This window comes from Bifidobacterium mizhiense, from assembly GCF_020884755.1.
In the GTDB taxonomy this organism is placed as follows: domain Bacteria; phylum Actinomycetota; class Actinomycetes; order Actinomycetales; family Bifidobacteriaceae; genus Bombiscardovia; species Bombiscardovia mizhiensis.
The window spans coordinates 419,750-437,128 of record NZ_BPWE01000001.1; the positions used below are offsets into that span (position 1 = coordinate 419,750).

Here is a 17,379-nt window from a genome sequence, read left to right on the forward strand (position 1 = left end):
AAACATATGGTCAATACAGTCGGTTTGGCGCGGATACCGATGTTCAGACCTGCCTGACATCCTGTCCGGATGCAAGCCGATCCAGAGCACCAGTGCTGCCAATAGCCCGGAAGAGGAACCAGCTGGTCAGCCCAGCCAGGACTACTCCACTGATCAGTTCGCAGATGGTGCCGATGATCCCCCTCGGGCTGAGGAGGGAGACCCCCTGATAGTAGAAAGCCAGAAGAAAAGCGTTATAGACCAAGGCTATCAGGATACCCCCCAGAACGGTCGTTCCCAGGGTCCACCGGCGGTAGCGGAAAATTCCGAAAGCCAGTTCCGCGCAAAGGGCCTCAACGATGGCCTCCACCAAAATCATCGGCACGTTATAGGCGTTACCAGGCAGAATCTCGACCAGAACACTGATGATTCCGACATATACGGCCGCACCTGGCTTGCGCAGTATCAACAGGGACAGGGTACAGGGAAAGTAGAAGACCCCGTGCAAAAGGGCCGCCGCCCCGGGAAGTAGGGCGGTCATGAGCGGGAATATCCACGAGGCGAGCAAACTGGCCAACCAGTAAATTAACCCCGATACCGCGCCCAGGCCTGCGCCGACCGCAATGTCGAGCGGCCTCCAGCGCAACCGATGAGATGCGGAAATTTGACCCTGGTGCTGTTTCACCGTCATTGATACTCCCTTACGACCGCCATAGAGCGCGCGGCCCGTCCCTCATGCGCACAGCGATAAGAAGGGACCCGTCCAAGCAGGCAAGGGCCCGTCCGGCGTTCCTTGACCTGCGCATGCCGGGCGGGAACGTCGACTCAAGGCTACCCCGACCACGACGGCAGAACCAGAGTCTGGTCATAGGTCTTGTTTATAGGCGGCCATCCGCCTGCCTCACCTTGCTTATCAGCCCGGCGCATAAGTCAGAAGTTCCCACTACCATGAATGCAGTTTGCACTGTCTTTTCTATGGTTCTGTGAGGTAGCTTCTTGGCCGAATTCATTTATCAGATGATCAAGGCGCGCAAGTCCTTCGGCGACCGCGTCATCCTGGACGATGTGACCCTGAGTTTCCTGCCCGGCGCCAAAATCGGCGTGGTGGGCCCCAACGGCATGGGCAAGTCCACCCTGCTGCGGATCATGGCCGGCCTGGACACGGTCAGCAACGGCGAGGCACAGCTCACCCCCGGCTATACGGTAGGCATCCTCCAGCAGGAGCCGCCCTTGGACGAGGACAAAACCGTCGGTGAGAACATTCGTATGGCCTTCGGCGACATCATGAGCAAGGTGGACCGCTTCAACCAGATCGGCGAGCAGATGGCCGACCCCAATGCCGATTACGACGCTCTCATGACCGAGATGGGCCAGCTCCAGGAGCAGATTGATGCCGCCAACGGCTGGGATCTGGATTCCCAGCTGGATCAGGCCATGGATGCCCTGCAGTGCCCCGACCCGGACACCCCGGTCTCGGTCATTTCGGGAGGCGAGCGCCGCCGTGTGGCTCTATGCCGGCTGCTGTTGGAAGCACCCGACCTACTCCTCCTGGACGAGCCCACCAACCACTTGGACGCCGAGTCCATCCTCTGGCTGGAGCAGTACCTGCACACCTACAAGGGTGCCGTCCTGGCCGTGACCCACGACCGGTACTTCCTTGACAATGTTGCCGAGTGGATCTGCGAGGTGGATCGCGGCCACCTCTACCCTTACCAGGGCAACTACTCCACATACTTGGAGACCAAGGCCAAGCGTCTTGAGGTCCAGGGACAGAAGGATGCCAAGCTGGCCAAGAGACTCAACAACGAACTGGAATGGGTCCGCTCCTCCCCCAAGGCCCGGCAGGCCAAGAACAAGGCCCGCCTGGAACGCTACGAGCAGATGGAGAACGAGGCCCGGAACAACAAGAAGCTGGACTTCTCCGAGATCCAGATTCCGCCGGGTCCCCGTCTGGGCTCCAAGGTGCTGGAGGCCAAGCACATCCACAAGGCCTTCGGTGACCGCGTCCTGATCGATGATCTGAGCTTCACCCTGCCTCGAAACGGCATTGTGGGTGTCATCGGCCCCAATGGCGTGGGCAAGTCCACGCTTTTCAAGACCATCGTGGGCTTGGAGCCGTTGACATCGGGTTCCTTGGAAGTCGGCGACACGGTCAAGATCTCCTACGTGGATCAGAACCGCGAGGGCATCGACCCCAACAAGAACCTCTGGGAGGTGGTCTCCGGAGGTCTGGACTTCATCGAGGTCGGCGGCGTCGAGGTGCCCACCCGCGCCTATGTGGCCTCCTTCGGTTTCAAGGGCTCGGATCAGCAGAAGCCGGCCGGCGTCCTCTCCGGTGGCGAACGCAACAGATTGAACCTGGCACTCACCCTCAAGCAGGGCGGCAACCTGCTCCTGCTGGACGAGCCAACCAACGACTTGGATGTGGAAACCCTGGAGAGCCTGGAGAATGCCCTGCTCGCCTTCCCCGGCTGCGCTGTGGTCATCTCCCACGACCGCTGGTTCCTGGATCGGATCGCCACCCATATCCTGGCCTGGGAGGGCACGGACGAGAATCCGGCCTCCTGGTACTGGTTCGAGGGTAACTTCCAGGCCTACCAGGAGAACAAGGTCAAGCGTCTGGGCGAGGAGGCCTCCAGGCCCCACCGCATCCACCGCAAGCTGACCCGCTGAACGAAGCACATCACAAGGGATCGAGGGCCAAGGAGAAGCATGAGCACCGAGGATGAAGCACTGGCCCAGGCCATCGCCGGGTTGAATTTGCAAAAGCAGCAGCCTGCCGATGGCCGTTCCCGCTTTCTGGGCAAATCGCTGAACTTCCCCACTGGCCGCCTCTATGGAGGCCAGCTGCTGGGTCAGGCCATCATGGCCGGCGGGCGGACCGTGCCTGAAGGTCGATTGCCCCACTCGATGCACGCCTATTACCTGCGCACTGGGCTCCTGGATCAGGACGTTCAAGCGGAAGTGGAGACCATCCGTGACGGGCGTTCCTTCTCCTCCAGACGGGTTGATCTGCATCAGGAGGAACGGACCATCCTGAACGCTCTGCTCTCCTACCAGCAGGTCGGCCAGGAGGGCATCCGCTATACCGACCCCATGCCGACGGGGCTGCCTGACCCGGAGGACCTGCCTGGCTCCAGGGAACTGATGGAACCTTATGCTGATCAGTCAGCTTTCGCGGATTATTACGCCCGTCAGAGCCCCTTTGACATGCGTCACGTCGGCGGCACAGTCCTGCTGGATGATGCAGATGATGCAAACGATGAGGATTCCGAGGACGACAGCAGGAGTCGTCAGGCCGTTTGGAGCCGCACCCAAGGAAGAGCTGACCTGGAACCGCTGATGCGCCGGGCCCTGCTAGCCATGGAATGCGATCAGATCATGATGGAGCCCGCCCTGCGCCGTGCCGGACTGAGTATGACCACCCCGGGGATCTCCTTCGCCTCCATCGACCATGCCATGTGGTGGTATCAGGATCTGGACCCCTGCGACTGGCACTGCTTTATTCAGGAATCCCCAGTGGCCGACCATGGACGCAGCCTGTGCATGGCCAAGGTCTACAACCGCCAGGGTGACCTAGCCGCCTACATGGTTCAGGAAGCCATGATCAGAGTACCCAAGGACTGAACGCTCACTAGATCATCGCGTATTCTTCCCAAGCAGGGGATCAACAGTGAGGTCGACAGCAGGGCTGTCCTCAGGAATTCCACATTAACGGCCTTGAAGGCTGATCAGCGATGCTTTTCACTGGAATCGGCCTTCAACTCCGCCCTATCAGCGGCATCGGCCGCATCGGTCATAGGTCTTCGTGCGGACTTGTGACGGTCGGAGTTCTCAGGCCCGTCGTCCGGGGGCAGTTGGCAGAGCCACTCCCCCACAGCCCCCGCCACCACATCGATCAGACAGACCAGGGAGGCGACCAGGCACTCCTGCATGACCCGTGTGTAATAGGGCGCACCTGCATGGCCCATGCTGATCAGTGCCTGACTGCCATACCAGCCCAAGAGGGCGGCACAGGCAATGCCCAAGGCCTTGCTCATGATCAACACGTTGACCGCGAAGCGCAAATCCATTTCCTTGCGGTCTCCCTTGGCGTAGCGATGCACCTGGAAGGCCATGATCAGGATGGCCACCCCAAGCAGGAAAAGCAGCACGCTGACCAGCCAGGGAACCCCCATGAGATCCGTCCTGGTGGACATGCCCAGTTCCGAGATGCCGGCACCACCCATCAGCCCAAGAACCAGGGCGACCAGATAGTGCACGAGCGGAGTGCGGCGGGCCCTCATGACAGCCCGTCCAGAATCCAGTCCTCCGAGACCAGGTTGATGCGATCGCGGTCAGGAGCACGGCTTGCCAGGCTTGCCAGACAGGTTCCGTCGGCTCCCGGCAGGCAGTGTTCAGGCTCCAAATAAGCCCAGGGAATCAGAATGCGCGATGGAGCATCAGCGGTCAACAGAGGCGGACGATCCTGAGAGGACAGCACCGAACCATCCAAGGTCTCCACCTCCACCACATCGGCATCCAGTCCGCCCATCTGTCTGATAGGGGCGGCCACCATGTCCAGGGCCGACCGCAGCTCCTCCAGATCCAATGGCGTTTGAAGAATGACCACGGCCGATAGTCGCTGATCCCCCTGATCGTCCCGGTAGGCATACAGGGGCGAGATGCCAACCAGCTGACTGCCGGGGATCCCGTCCAAGGCCGCCAGGGCACGAAGCATGGTCAACCGATCGGTCCCCGATGCCCCCTCCAGCGCAATCACATCACGCATCAGAAGGCCCTGTAGCTTGACTCCCCCAACAGACGGCTGACCCGATGTTTGGTTATCGTTCTCCGAATCTGAGGACAAACCGTTCTGTGTGGAGGAGGTCACGGGGTGACGCAGTCGGGCTTGCGACACATGGCCAGAATCAGCCTGACCAGACAGCAGGAAGGAGGGGTGCCCTAAAGAAGCATTCCCGCTGCCGCTAACTCGTCCAGATTCCATGCTGGCCGGGTTGCCGTCCATCTGATCGTCGGCCGCACGTTCCAAGGTGACGCCCACCTGAAAATCGACCCCTGTGCCCTGGTCAGCACCCAGACGGGTGACCGTGACACGTGTGCGGCGGATCTGGTGGGAGAGCAGGATGGCATCAGCCACCTTGGCAGTCAGAGATTCCAGAATCTCATCACCTGGCTCGTTTTGAATCAGGTTGACGATCCGCCGGACAATCTGCACATAGTCCACGGTCTGAGTACCGTCGTTGAGCCTGCCTGCCTCGCTCAAATCCAGATAGAGAACAGCATCGACCTGGTAGCCGAACCCAGGCTTCTGCTGGTCATGCAAGGGTGCGACCTTGATGGAGCTCAAACGGATGGAATCCATGCTGTACGCTCCTCACTTGCCTTGGAACATTCACTGCTGCAGGCCCCGCGACCATATGCAGGGCACCGAGCCGATCCAGAATTCAGTGCTGCTCCGTTGTGGACGGTCCGTTTACGCTGCGCCTGAGCTCCTCAGGAATCTCTACTGGAGGCTGATCGGAGTCCGGCCGATCCGGTGCGGACAGCCAGAGCTGACGCTCAGGAGCCTTGCGCAAACCAGCAAAGACCGCAGCCAGCTCGTCCTTATTCAGGGTCTCCTTGACCAACAGCTGTCGAACAAGCTCGTCCAACACGTCACGGTTCTCGGTGATAATCCGCCAAGCCTCTTCGTGAGCCGTCTCGATAAGATTATGGACTTCCTCATCGATGGCCTCGGCCGTCTTCTCCGAGTAGTTGTGAGGCTTCAGGGCATCGAGCCCGGAATCCTGGTCGTTTTCGTCAGCCCATTTGATAGCGCCCAACTTGGAGGAGAATCCGTATTGCAGAACCATCTGACGGGCGATGCTGGTGGCCTTCTCGATGTCATTGGAGGCGCCGGTGGTCGGGTCATGGAAGACCACCTCCTCCGCCACGCGGCCGCCCATGGCGTAGGCCATCTGATCCAGCAGTTCATTGCGGGACTGCGAGTAGCGGTCTGTGGTGGGCATGACCGCGGTGTAGCCCAGGGCCCGTCCACGCGGCAGAATGGTCACCTTGGTAACCGGGTCGGTGTGGTGCAGGGCCGCAGCAACCATGGCGTGGCCGCCCTCATGGTAGGCGGTGTTGCGCATCTCGGCCAGAGCCATGCCCTTGGTCCGCCGCCGAGGTCCACTCAGCACACGGTCAATGGCCTCGTCGATGGCCCGATTGTCGATCAGCTGGGCATCGGAGCGTGCGGTCAGCAGAGCAGCCTCGTTGAGCACGTTGGCCAGGTCGGCACCGGTGAAGCCGGGCGTCCGCACGGCCACAGTGTGCAGATCCACGTCAGGCACGAAAGGCTTGCCCTTGGCATGGACCTTGAGGATGGCCTCACGGCCCTCCAGGTCAGGAGCTTCCACAGCCACCTGACGGTCGAACCGGCCGGGCCTGAGCAGAGCCGGATCCAGAATGTCGGGACGATTGGTAGCTGCAATGATGATCAGGTTGGTGTCATTGTCGAAGCCATCCATCTCAACCAACAGCTGGTTCAGGGTCTGCTCGCGTTCGTCATGGCCACCGCTCATGCCGGAGCCACGCTTGCCGCCCACTGCGTCGATCTCATCGATGAAGATGATGGCCGGCGCGTTCTTTTTAGCCTCATCGAACAGGTCGCGCACACGGGAGGCGCCCAGACCGACGAACATCTCGACGAAGTCAGAACCTGCCATGGAATAGAAGGGCACACTGGCCTCGCCGGCGATGGCCCTGGCCAGCAGGGTCTTGCCGGTTCCAGGGGGACCATAGAGCAGGACGCCACGTGGTATGCGGGCGCCCAGAGCCTTGTACTTGGAGGGATCCTTGAGGAACTCCTTGATCTCCTCCACCTCCTGGACTGCGGCCTCCTCGCCGGCCACGTCCGAGAACTTCGTCTTGGGGGTCTGCCCGTCGCTGAGCTTGGCGGAGTTCTTCTTGCCCCCCATGCCAAACATGCCGCCGCCGGCCGCCGAGGACATGCGCGAGAGCAGGAACCAGAAAACCCCCAGAATGATCAGCATGGGCAGGATGGAGGAGATCAGGTAGCTCATCATGCTGGTCTGCGGCACCACCGAGTTGTACCCCTCGGAGGGCTTGGCCTTCTCTACTGCCTTGACCACCTGCTCCCCCTGGGCCTCCACGTAGTAGAACTGCACGTCCTTGCCGAAGTTCTTGGAGGTACGGTTGCCGCGGAAGCCAGGCACATCCTTGACGAAGTCGCTATTGAGCTTGAGCTCGACGACCTGCATTTTCTCGGTGATCTCGGCCTTCTTGACCATGCTGCTGCGGTCATTCAGCAGCTCCAGGCCATCCTGCGTGTCGATGGTCTGTGCGCCATTCTGACTGCTGAAGAAACCGAAGATGGCCAGGATAATGACCACAGCCAGAATCCCCCAGAGCCAAGGGGAACGCCAGAAGGAGCGGTTGCCCCCATTGGGACCAGAACCGTTATTGCCCAGGTTGAAGTTGAAGGGGTTGTTGCCCTTGTCTCCGTTGTCCTTGCCCCCATTGGGCGGACCCTGCTGCGGTCCCTGCGAGTAGCTCATGACTGCTCCCCCTGATCCTGATGATCCTGTTCCTGGGTCGGGTCCATGTATTCCTCGGACCTGAGTACGGCTATCGAGTCCAGATTACGGTACTGCTCGTCGTAATCCAGCCCAAAGCCCACAACGAATTCGTCGGGTATGGCGAACCCTGGATACTTGACATCCACCTCGACCTCGTGTCGCGAGGTCTTATCCAGCAGAGTGAAGATCTCCACCGATGCAGCCCCTCGCTCTTTGAGATGCTCAACCAACCAGTGCAAGGTGTAGCCGGAATCGATAATATCCTCAACGATCAGAATATGCCGACCGCGCACATCACAGTCCAAATCCATCCTGATGTCCAGGTCTCCCTTGGAAACGCTGGTCTTGCCTGCCGGATAGCTGGAGATGCTCATGAACTCAATCTGAACCGGAATGGTGACGGCCTGTGAGAGGGCGGCAAGCGTGTTGAAAGCCCCCTTGAGCACGGCCAGCATGATCGGGTTCTTGCCCCGGTAATCCCGGCTGACCTGCTCGGCCGTCCGGTTGATCAGCTCCTCTATCCGTTCCTTGGACACCAGTTCATGGTCGATATGGGATTGAATATCAGCGATGCGCATGGTCTCCATCATTGCATATGAGAATGACTTGACCCTTACGGATTGCTGTATGGGAGCTGGGAAAACGGGGGCCCTGCTGGCCGTGCCATCGGCAGACCAAATCATCCAATGCCCGGACCTGCACGGCCGTGAACCGTATGCCCAGCTTGGTCAGCACCTGGGCCAGCAGCCGGGTGCGCAGAGCCGGATGGCAGTCTGCCAATCCGTGGGCATCCAAGCAGGCCAGTACCCCCTTGGCTGTCTGATCTGAGTCAGGGCGGGAGACCAGCCGCTGGAACAACCCATCCACCTGGGTGTCCAGATAATCCTGATCCAGACGGGCCATATCCGCGCCAAGGGCCAGGCGGCGTACCATGTCCCGGCCAGCGAAGCGATTCAAAGCGGGCAACAGGTCATGGCGGATCCGCGAGCGCAGCGGCAGCGTCTCGGGAAGCGTGGTATCAGTCGGCTGATCATCGCCGTTGGTGGGATCGTCCCACCAGTCGATTCCCTGCTGGCGGCAAATGGCAGTGGTGTCCTTCCGGTCCAGGTCAAGGAATGGACGTAGGTAGCGCATTCCTCCACGCTCCACACGCCGGGCCATGCCGGTGATGGCCTCCAATCCCTGGGAGCGAATCAGTCCGATCAGCACCGTCTCGGCCTGGTCGTCACGGGTGTGCGCCAGCAGGACGGCCCTGGCTTCCAGCTCGAGAGCCTGTCCGGAAAGGGCCTGATAGCGGGCTTCACGGGCATCGGCCTCCGGGCCAGCCGAGGTAACGGGTACATCCACCTTGGTGACGCGAACCGGATCCAATCCCAGCTTCCGGCAGGTTCCAGCCGCGCGTTCAGCAACCCGATTCGAATCAGGCATCAGACCATGATCGATCAGCAGGGCCCCGCACCGCAGCCCGGTCATATCGGCCACCAGATGGGCCACACAGGCCAGGGCCAGGGAATCCCGGCCTCCCGAGCAGGCCACCAGAATCAATGGAGCATCCGGATCGGGCCGATGAACCCCGTGATGGGCGAACCGCTGATCCTGCAGGCCCAGACCCTCATGGTCCAAGGTCGAGCGCAGGAGCCCCACCGCCTTTTTCATTGCCGCTGAATAGACCATCGTCCCGGCTTCTTCCTGCTCAAATCCGATCCAGGGATCCGACCAGAGTGTCTACAGCCTGTCGGGCGGCAGCCGCATCCTCGGGATCGTTGACGACCACAGCAAAGACCAAAACACCGCCGGAGCGACGAATCACATTGCCCGTGAACGAAGTCACCTGATCCAGAGTGCCGGTCTTGGCCCGAATCAGTCCATCAGCCTGGTCATCCACCTTTCGGCTGGCCGCTGTGCCGGTCAGGCCCACTACAGACAGGCCCTTGACCAGGGGGGTCAAACCCTTGTCAGCAAGAGCCAGCTGCTGGACGTCAGCCAAGGTGCCCACCCGCAGGACGGAGCCGGGGGTAAGCCCCGAGCAGTCGGCCATCTTGAGTCCCGCAGTGTCCACGCCCAGCTTGTTCAGTGTGCTGATAACAGCTTTCACAGCACCAGCTGGGCTGTTGGGCATGTTCAGGGCCAGAGCGGTCAGGCGGCCGAAAAGCTCGGCCAGACTGTTGTCGGAGTTGCGCAGCATCAGCGACATAACCTCACTGAGCCGCGCCGAGTGGACACGGGCCAGAACCCTACCCTGGGCGTGGTCAGTCCGATCCGGCCCCTGGGCATTGTCCACCTGGATCCCTGCCTCCGTCAGGCTGCTGGCGAAGGATACTGCAGCGGCCCCCGCTGGGTTTTCGACCCTGGGCAAGTAGACCCCTGCATCCGGATAGGCAACAGGCTCATCCCGTCCCTGCCGAGCCTCATCCACAGCCATGGAGACAGGCACCTGGAAGTAGATCCCATCAGGATTATTTTCTGCAATTCCCTCCGGCTCCTGATCATCGCCGAAAAGCGTGTCCTGGTAGGCCAGGGACACTCGGTCGATCCCCTGCCGGTGCAGAGCCTGAGCCGTCTTCTCGGCCAGAGTCCCTAGTCCGGCCCGGCCATTGACATGCAGGGGGTCGTCTTTGCCTACCCCCAGGAGCATATCGCCGTGACCGCGCAGGGTCAGCGTTGCCTGCGAGGGGGTAGAGGAATCCAGAACCGCCTCAGTATCCAGCTGTGAGGACATGTCCAGAACAGAGGCGGCTGCGGCTGCGGTCAGGGTCTTCATAGTGGAGGCTGGCTGGCGTGCCTGGTCCGCGTTTTTCTGGGCCAGCACCCGTCCGTCAGCCTGTCGTATGACCAACGAGTACCCATTGCCCAGGCCAGGTACGCTGGTGAAGGCATCAACCAGCTGCTGGACCTGGCTGGCATCCACAGCCGACCCAGGCTTGTCGGCGGCGAGAGTCGGCGGCTCTCCTACCATGACTGCAGGGGGGATCGAAGAATGGCTGGTCTTCGCCAGGGTCAGCGGTCCGGGCACCAGGTCGGTGAGGTCCATGCATGCATAGCCGACGACCAGCATGACAGCCACCAGCGTGGACAAGGCCACCCGCCAGCGTCGCTTGATCCGCCGACGACGTGTCATGCGCAGCTGATGTCTGTCACCCAATTGCTCACTCCCGGACTTGCCTTCGCCAACCGAGTTCGGATCGGTAGGCACCATCCAACTAGCCTAGTACTGGCCCTTCCACTGTCTCAGGACTGCAAAGCGGCATAGCGATCCAGAGTCAGCAGAATGGCCGACTGTCGACGATCGAAGATCCGGGACCCTAAAGCGACACCCACAGCAAGCACAATCAGACCGTTCGCCAGTGCGACCGGCACGGGCAGCCAGATGGGAAGCATCCCGCCCGTGGTCAAGGCCAACAATGCCACCGAGAAAGTGGGCAGCATGATCACCAGACTAACCAACAACTGCAGCATTGGCAGGAAGCCTTGGGCAACAGCACGTCCCTGCGGTGAGGTGAAGGGCTGATCCATGGAGGGCACCGGATAGATGAGCAGGGCCGAGAAGACCTGGGCTACTCCCAGTCCAGACAGGAGCAATCCCACGGTCACAGCCAGCATATCCAGGGAGATGACCAGATTTCGTCCGCCCTTCATTGCTCCGGAGAAGGCCAAAGTCACCAGCCCAAGCAGGAGTATGCAAGGCATGGCCACGCTCAGATGGCTGCGGACACGGGACAGCCGGTCCTCACGACCCTTCACTCCCGCCGCTATCTCCATGCGCAGGGCAAGCCCATCGTAGGCCAAGGCGTTGCCCTCAGGAATCTCCAGAATCAGGGCGCCCAATACCGGTCCCAGCCATAACATCATGGGCATCTGACGGAAGATTATTGCGTATACAATCACCACGACCAGCAGAAGCGGATAGCTAATAAGCTTGCGAGAGTCCTGACGAAGATAGATCAGCAATCGCGCAGCCATCGCATCCACAACGTTCTGGGACCGGCCCAGCATCCCCAGCCCCTTGGGAGCGGTCGACCGTTCAGCACTCGCTCCAACATGCAAGCGGTCATGACGCAGACACAACATGCCGATCATGAAGCAAAGAGCCAGGGTGGTCAGCTCCATCAACAGGCGTCCGACCAGAGCCCACCATGATCCCGAAAGGAGATCCTCCGGCAGATGGACAGCGGCGCCCAGTGGCGTCCAGGCCAGCATGTCGGCCACGGACTTGAGAGAATCAGTGTCAATTTCCATGCCATCCATAATCCCGCTGTCCAGCAGAGAGGGCAGCATGCACAAAACCATGATCACTATGGTGACCAACAGGTAGAGCCCTGATCGGTTACGTTGGGGGACCACCAAGGTACCGACCAGGTCCAAAACAGCCCTAGATAGGGCCAGCATTACCATGGCAGCCAACAGGGCTGCGATTACAGCCACGATCGCGGCTCCGACACCCATGTGGGCATAGATGGCCGTCAGGGCCAAGAAGCAGACAAGACCGGTCAATCCCGCAGGCCCGGTCAGCCCGGCCAGGTAGAGCCCCACCTGCAGCTGACTGTCAGGAATCCCGTAAAGAACGAATCGCGAAGGACCAAGGATCGACCCCTGGCCCAGAAAAGCCAGTTGAATCAGAAGCATTCCCAGGGTCAGTCCGACCAGGAGCAGAACCAAAATGGTCCCCATACGCTGCCGGTCTCCCAGACCAGCACTGGGCAGCCAGCCCCCCAGTGTCAGCGCCCCCTGCCATGAGGCCAGGCAAATGCCTATGGCCATGAGCAGGCTGACGATGGCCCCGACCATCTGCCAGGAGGAGTGCTTGATCGTGTTCCAAGTAATGGACCAACGCATAGCGATGATGGTGGCTACCGTGCTCATTCCGTCTCCCGGCCTTCCTCGGACCCGGAACCGTTCAGCCAGGCGATTCGCTTAGCCTGGTGGCGGCCGCCGACAAGGTCCAGGAAGCGGTCCTCCAGATTCTCGCCGGCGGCAACCTGGGCCACCGTGCCATCAGCCCGAACCAGACCATGGTCGATGATGGCCACATGGGTGCACATCCGCTCCACCAGGGCCATGACATGCGAGGAAATGACCACGGTTCCTCCGGTATCGACATATTCGGCCAGGATGTCCTTGAGATTGGCGCTGGAGACTGGGTCAACCGATTCGAAAGGCTCATCCAGCACCAGAAGTCTGGGGGAATGAATCATAGCTGTGGCCAGGCAGATCTTCTTGGTCATGCCCGATGAATAATCACAGACCCGCTTGCCGCCGGCATCAGTCAGGTCGAAGGCGTCAAGCAAGTCTTTGGCCCGGCCCAGCGCCTCATTGCGCGGCATACGCCGAAGCATTCCCGAGTAGACCAGCAGTTGCAGACCTGTCAGCCTGTCGAAGATCTGATCGCCCTGGGGCATGATGCCGATGATCCGCTTGGCCGTGTCCACGTCCGACCACACGTCCCTGCCCAGGATCATGACCTTGCCGGAGTCGGGCACCAGCAGGCCTGTCATCATGTCCAGCGTGGTGGTCTTCCCTGCGCCGTTGGGACCAACTATCCCGTAGAAGGACCCCCTGGGAATATCCAGAGAGAGGGCGTTGACAGCAGGACGGCCCTGGTAGCACTTGACCAAGGCACGGATTGAAACCGCTGCCTGTGGATCTGGCGGAGGGACCATTGCCGTTTGGGCGGGCATACTGGGTGGTTGCACTTCGTCGGACATGGCCTTAAGTCTACCGTATGCCCCCTCTCGCTACCGATTAAGGGACGACTGGCCTTTAATGCCCTGAGTGCTCGATGGGCTTCCATCCCGGATTGGCGAAGATGGCCTGGAAGGAGATGGGCAGGTAGCTGAGCATGAAGATGGGGAAGCTCAGACAGTAGGCGAAAAGCTCCTTGTTGGATGCGCCGATCTTGTCCCGCTCGGCCAGGACCGTCAGTGCGGCCAGGCCCATCATGGCCAAGACACCCAGAACCCCGGCCGCGATGCCATTGATCAGTTCGGTAACCTGGCTGGCCCAGGTCACGAAGCCCAAAGCCGGGAAGAGCAGACCGAAGAAGCAGCGGACCAAACCAAGGACGGTCAGCGGGCAGATCAGGATGGTCAAGTCCACGGCCGAGAAGTCGCGTTCACGGAAGGCCCGGGAAATCAGGGCGGGCCCGTAGTAACGGAAGACCTGAAGAAAGCCCTTGCTCCAACGCAACCGCTGCCGCCAGCTCTGCTTGAAGGTGACCGGCTGCTCGTCATAGAGGATGGCTGTGCCGCAATAACCGATGCGCTCGCCATGTAGAACCGAATCCATGGTGAACTCCAGATCCTCGGTCAGCAGATGGAACTTCCAGCCGTTGTTGCGTTCCATAACCTCCTTGGAGAACATGAACCCGGTGCCGCCCACGTGACAGCTGGAGCCGATGACCATCCTTGATGTGTTAAGGAACCGGGATTCACGAATGAACCATAGGGCTGAGCCGGAGGAGACCCAGTTGTCCGAGAAGTTGACCGAGTTGCGGTAGCTGGTCAGTATGCGGAAACCGGACTGGAAGGCCTTGTTCATCTCCTCAATGTAGTGGCGGTCCAGGAGGTTGTCCGCGTCGAAGACGAAGTAGGCATCGTACCGAGAGGCTAGACCCCGCTCAAGAATCTGGTCCAACAGAAAGGTCAATGCGTAGCCCTTGCCCACCTGGTTCGGATCCTGCCGCTCGACCACATGGCAGCCGAGGGACCTGGCCAATCCGGCGGTGTCGTCGGTGCAGTTGTCGGCCACCAACCATATGTCGATCATGGAGGACGGATAGGTCTGCTCCTTGATGGAATTGATCAGATGACCGACCACCTGCTCCTCGTTGCGGGCGGAAATAAGGACGGCGAACCGCTTGTCGAAAGGGGCCTCGGGGAAAACCGTGGGCTTGGAGACAAAGGAGATGACGATGCAGATGGCCTGGTAGACGATGCCCACCCCGCCCAGCAACATCATCAGAACGTCCAGCACTTTGAGCAGAGCCATCAGCGCCACTCCTTGCGAGGGTTGTCCTCTTCCTCGGAGGCCTCGTTCGTGGTCTCGGTGCCCTTGAGCGACCTGTGCCTTACCGGAGCCGAGGCGGACTTGGGTATGGGAACCGTGGCCGACTCATCCAGATCCTTGGCCGTCGGGGAAGAGGTCGGGTAGAGCTCCCGGGCAATCGTCATGACGGGATCGTCCACTCGGACCCTGGCACTGGTCCCCTTGGCCGACCGGCTGCCCACATGGCTGGCCACCGGCTGAACCACGTGCTCGTTGAAGGCCTCGACACCCTCGACCACCTTGGATTTGCCGACTGGCTTCGGATCCTGCATGAGCGGGGAGTCGATCAGCTCGTAATGCTTGACCGAAGCCGAGAATATGGCCTGGAAGCTGGCCGCCAGAGGCAGGGCCAGGAAGGCGCCCAAAGCGCCGAAGACCGCACCCAGGGCCAGTACGGAGAGGAAGGCGATAGCAGGGTTGAGGTCCATGGTCCGCTGGGAGATCTTGGGGGCCAGGATCATGTTTTCGATCTGCTGGTAGATGATGATGTAGACCAGCACAATCACAGCCATCAGCAGTCCGCGGCTTCCCCAGGCCACCACTATGGGAACAGCCCCGCCTATGTAGGTGCCGATGGTGGGCACGAACTGGGATACCAGCCCGCAGAAGAGGGCCAGCGGCAACCAGTAGGGCACCTTGAGAATGACCAGGAAGACCGACATGCAGGCGGCAGAGATGAGTGCCAGAATGGTTCTGCTGAACAGGAAGCTGGAGATCTGATCCTGGGCGATGGTCCAAACGAAGAGGAAACGACGCTGGCTCCTGGGAGCCAGCCACTGGCAGAGGCTGCGGCGCAGTTTGGGACCTGCAGCGGAGATGTAATAGATGACCAGCAGGACGGTCATGATATTAATGAATGACCCCACTAGGCCTACGGTGGTATTCAGGGCCTGTCCGGCGAAGTCCGTCACCCAGGAGGTCTGGATGTTCTTGACGATCTCCCCGCCAAGGTCCTGCATGGCCGGCAGGTGCCAAGGGGTGCGGCTGGCGATGAATTCCGCCACCTGCTCATAGAGTGCCGGCGCCCCGTTGGCCATGCCGATGACCTGCTGAACCAGCAAATTGCCGAACATCCCCATAAGCACGATCACAATGATGATCAGACCTATCAACGTAACCGCAGAGGCCGCTCCACGCCGCCAGCCATGCTTGACCAGTCTGAGCACCAGAGGTTCCATGGCCAGGGAAACGAAAATGGCGATCACCACATCCAGCACCAGGAATTCGATCTTCCACCAGGATGCGTAGGCGAACCAGGCCAGAAAGACAGCTATCACTACATAGAGGAGGGCGCGGCCGAACCATTCCGGAGGTCGGCGCGGATCCCCTTTGGGCGGGAAGACCGTCGCGAAATCGAAGCGCTGCTTTTGCTCGTTGGCCATATGTTCCATTATCCCAAGATGGCTGACATGGCGGGCTGTAGGGCACAGGTTGAGCCGACGGTGTATCCGGGCACACGTATCCTGAGGGGTATGTTGACCGTTTCCATAGTCATACCCGCCTGGAATGAGGAAGAACGAATTGAGGACTGCCTCCTGAACGCCACCAGGCAGAGCCAGGCACCCAAGGAGGTACTGGTAGTCGACAACCACTCCACGGACGCAACGGCCTCCATCGTCCAACAATTCATCGCCCAGCACCCTGATCAGCATGTCAAGCTTCTCCACCAGGACAGCGAACAGGGGCTGATCCCCACCCGCAACTACGGACTTGACCGGGCAACCGGCGACGTGCTGGGCAGGATTGACGCCGACTGCATGCTTCGTCCCAACTGGGTCGAAGTGGTCTCCGGCATCTTCACCCGGGATCCAAAGGCCATGGGCGCCACCGGACCGGTGGCCTACTATGACATGCCAGGCAAGCGGATCGGACTCAAGGGCGACAACACCATCCGCAAGGCCATCTACCGGGCCGACGACGGGCAATACCTGCTCTACGGTTCCAACATGGCCCTGCGCGCCACGGCTTGGCGGGCCATACGCAGCCATGTCTGCAGGGACAAAGAAGACATCATGCACGAGGACGTCGATATCTCCCTGCACCTGATTGATCAAGGGTTCAAGACGGTCTACTGCAAGGACATGAACGTGGGCATCAGCGCCCGCCGGATGGACACCTCTTTCACGTCCTTCCGCCACTACATGCAACGCTTCAAGAACACCTTCGACGCCCACCCGCAACACACCAGGGAGCAGAAGCCCGAGCACACTCTCTACGCCATTTACCCCATACTCAGAGCCTTCTACCCCGTCTACCAGAAGTACCTGGAATCCGCCGACATCAACCCTGCGGAACGTGTCTGGATCCGCGAACAGATGGAGCTCTTCCATCGCCGCGATCAGGAGCTGGATCAGGAGGATCACTGACCGGCGGACGGCACACCAGGTTTGCCTGGTCCATAGGGGGCGGGTATCATGGGCACGTTCGCCCCCGTCGTCTAACGGTTAGGACACCAGACTTTCAATCTGACAGCGAGAGTTCGACTCTCTCCGGGGGTACAAGGCCAAGGGTTGGAAAACGGCGGTATTCCGCCATTCAACAGATTCGCAAGAATATAAGCGTAAAACTCCGATTGGGCTCATGCGGCCCATTTTGAGCCAAAATAGTACACACTTATAGATCAACACCGACGAGAATCCGCCAGCATGGCGAAGACACACTTCTTTGAATTGCTAAGGCTTTGCGTGGCGCAGTCTGCGAACATGCAAAAGCAGTCAAAATTGCTGCCGCCGTTGCGCCAGTTTGAATCGTTCTGATCATTCACGATGGACGACTG

At 60.3% G+C, this 17,379-nt stretch carries 14 protein-coding genes and 1 tRNA gene; 4 read left to right on the forward strand and 11 right to left on the reverse strand.

Translation table 11 applies throughout. The features are described 5' to 3' along the window. Positions 1-43: 43 nt before the first annotated feature. Positions 44-670: an ECF transporter S component gene (locus tag LPC22_RS01755; RefSeq protein WP_229131803.1), complete on the reverse strand. Its 627-nt coding sequence runs from the start codon at positions 668-670 to the stop codon at positions 44-46. Positions 671-975: 305 nt separating this feature from the next. On the opposite strand from LPC22_RS01755, the gene ettA reads away from it, so the two are divergent. Continuing rightward, positions 976-2,652: an energy-dependent translational throttle protein EttA gene (ettA, locus tag LPC22_RS01760; protein WP_229131804.1), complete on the forward strand. Its 1,677-nt coding sequence runs from the start codon at positions 976-978 to the stop codon at positions 2,650-2,652. 39 nt (positions 2,653-2,691) lie between these two features. Next, the gene (locus LPC22_RS01765) at positions 2,692-3,606 is read left to right on the forward strand and encodes an acyl-CoA thioesterase (RefSeq protein WP_229131805.1); all 915 of its coding nucleotides are present in this window, start codon (positions 2,692-2,694) and stop codon (positions 3,604-3,606) included. Between the two features lie 104 nt (positions 3,607-3,710). Here the strand turns inward: LPC22_RS01765 and LPC22_RS01770 are convergent, their stop codons facing one another. From LPC22_RS01770 to LPC22_RS01815, 10 genes are all read right to left on the reverse strand, one after another. Next, positions 3,711-4,241, reverse strand: coding sequence for a DUF3180 domain-containing protein (locus tag LPC22_RS01770; protein ID WP_229131806.1), 531 nt, complete (start codon positions 4,239-4,241; stop codon positions 3,711-3,713). Between the two features lie 20 nt (positions 4,242-4,261). Further along, positions 4,262-5,344, reverse strand: a complete 1,083-nt coding sequence (locus LPC22_RS01775; RefSeq protein WP_229131807.1) for a dihydroneopterin aldolase — start codon at positions 5,342-5,344, stop codon at positions 4,262-4,264. Positions 5,345-5,426: 82 nt separating this feature from the next. After that, the gene (gene ftsH, locus LPC22_RS01780; protein ID WP_229131808.1) at positions 5,427-7,541 is read right to left on the reverse strand and encodes an ATP-dependent zinc metalloprotease FtsH; all 2,115 of its coding nucleotides are present in this window, start codon (positions 7,539-7,541) and stop codon (positions 5,427-5,429) included. Further along, the gene (gene hpt / locus LPC22_RS01785) at positions 7,538-8,140 is read right to left on the reverse strand and encodes a hypoxanthine phosphoribosyltransferase (RefSeq protein ID WP_024626706.1); all 603 of its coding nucleotides are present in this window, start codon (positions 8,138-8,140) and stop codon (positions 7,538-7,540) included. The genes ftsH and hpt overlap by 4 nt, the downstream gene beginning before the upstream one ends. Beyond that, on the reverse strand, positions 8,127-9,218 hold the full coding sequence (tilS, locus tag LPC22_RS01790; protein ID WP_229131809.1) for a tRNA lysidine(34) synthetase TilS: 1,092 nt from the start codon (positions 9,216-9,218) through the stop codon (positions 8,127-8,129). Before tilS ends, hpt begins: the two co-directional genes overlap by 14 nt. Positions 9,219-9,255: 37 nt before the next feature. After that, positions 9,256-10,680 carry a D-alanyl-D-alanine carboxypeptidase/D-alanyl-D-alanine-endopeptidase gene (locus LPC22_RS01795; protein ID WP_229131810.1) on the reverse strand — a complete coding sequence of 475 codons (1,425 nt, stop codon included), beginning with the start codon at positions 10,678-10,680 and terminating at the stop codon, positions 9,256-9,258. A gap of 110 nt (positions 10,681-10,790) precedes the next feature. Beyond that, the gene (locus LPC22_RS01800; RefSeq protein WP_229131811.1) at positions 10,791-12,422 is read right to left on the reverse strand and encodes a hypothetical protein; all 1,632 of its coding nucleotides are present in this window, start codon (positions 12,420-12,422) and stop codon (positions 10,791-10,793) included. Further along, positions 12,419-13,264 carry an ABC transporter ATP-binding protein gene (locus tag LPC22_RS01805; protein WP_229131812.1) on the reverse strand — a complete coding sequence of 282 codons (846 nt, stop codon included), beginning with the start codon at positions 13,262-13,264 and terminating at the stop codon, positions 12,419-12,421. Before LPC22_RS01805 ends, LPC22_RS01800 begins: the two co-directional genes overlap by 4 nt. A 55-nt stretch (positions 13,265-13,319) precedes the next feature. Beyond that, on the reverse strand, positions 13,320-14,546 hold the full coding sequence (locus LPC22_RS01810; protein WP_024626710.1) for a glycosyltransferase family 2 protein: 1,227 nt from the start codon (positions 14,544-14,546) through the stop codon (positions 13,320-13,322). After that, positions 14,546-15,985 (reverse strand): AI-2E family transporter, encoded by a 1,440-nt coding sequence (locus LPC22_RS01815; protein ID WP_229131813.1) that lies wholly within the window; start codon positions 15,983-15,985, stop codon positions 14,546-14,548. The genes LPC22_RS01810 and LPC22_RS01815 overlap by 1 nt, the downstream gene beginning before the upstream one ends. 90 nt (positions 15,986-16,075) lie before the next feature. On the opposite strand from LPC22_RS01815, the gene LPC22_RS01820 reads away from it, so the two are divergent. Together LPC22_RS01820 and LPC22_RS01825 are read left to right on the forward strand one after the other, a co-directional pair. Continuing rightward, positions 16,076-16,969: a glycosyltransferase family 2 protein gene (locus tag LPC22_RS01820; protein WP_229131814.1), complete on the forward strand. Its 894-nt coding sequence runs from the start codon at positions 16,076-16,078 to the stop codon at positions 16,967-16,969. Between the two features lie 60 nt (positions 16,970-17,029). Continuing rightward, positions 17,030-17,101, forward strand: a tRNA-Glu gene (locus LPC22_RS01825). The last annotated feature ends 278 nt before the right edge of the window (positions 17,102-17,379 follow it).

What these genes read in the sequence shown, in the direction of transcription:
- LPC22_RS01820 (WP_229131814.1), top strand. Translation starts at nt 16,076, where the DNA reads ATGTTGACCGTTTCCATAGTCATACCCGCCTGGAATGAGGAAGAACGA.
- LPC22_RS01810 (WP_024626710.1), bottom strand. Translation starts at nt 14,546, where the DNA reads ATGGCTCTGCTCAAAGTGCTGGACGTTCTGATGATGTTGCTGGGCGGG.
- tilS (WP_229131809.1), bottom strand. Translation starts at nt 9,218, where the DNA reads ATGAAAAAGGCGGTGGGGCTCCTGCGCTCGACCTTGGACCATGAGGGT.
- LPC22_RS01755 (WP_229131803.1), bottom strand. Translation starts at nt 670, where the DNA reads ATGACGGTGAAACAGCACCAGGGTCAAATTTCCGCATCTCATCGGTTG.
- LPC22_RS01795 (WP_229131810.1), bottom strand. Translation starts at nt 10,680, where the DNA reads ATGACACGTCGTCGGCGGATCAAGCGACGCTGGCGGGTGGCCTTGTCC.
- LPC22_RS01775 (WP_229131807.1), bottom strand. Translation starts at nt 5,344, where the DNA reads ATGGATTCCATCCGTTTGAGCTCCATCAAGGTCGCACCCTTGCATGAC.
- LPC22_RS01800 (WP_229131811.1), bottom strand. Translation starts at nt 12,422, where the DNA reads ATGAGCACGGTAGCCACCATCATCGCTATGCGTTGGTCCATTACTTGG.
- ftsH (WP_229131808.1), bottom strand. Translation starts at nt 7,541, where the DNA reads ATGAGCTACTCGCAGGGACCGCAGCAGGGTCCGCCCAATGGGGGCAAG.
- hpt (WP_024626706.1), bottom strand. Translation starts at nt 8,140, where the DNA reads ATGCGCATCGCTGATATTCAATCCCATATCGACCATGAACTGGTGTCC.
- LPC22_RS01805 (WP_229131812.1), bottom strand. Translation starts at nt 13,264, where the DNA reads ATGTCCGACGAAGTGCAACCACCCAGTATGCCCGCCCAAACGGCAATG.
- LPC22_RS01765 (WP_229131805.1), top strand. Translation starts at nt 2,692, where the DNA reads ATGAGCACCGAGGATGAAGCACTGGCCCAGGCCATCGCCGGGTTGAAT.
- LPC22_RS01815 (WP_229131813.1), bottom strand. Translation starts at nt 15,985, where the DNA reads ATGGCCAACGAGCAAAAGCAGCGCTTCGATTTCGCGACGGTCTTCCCG.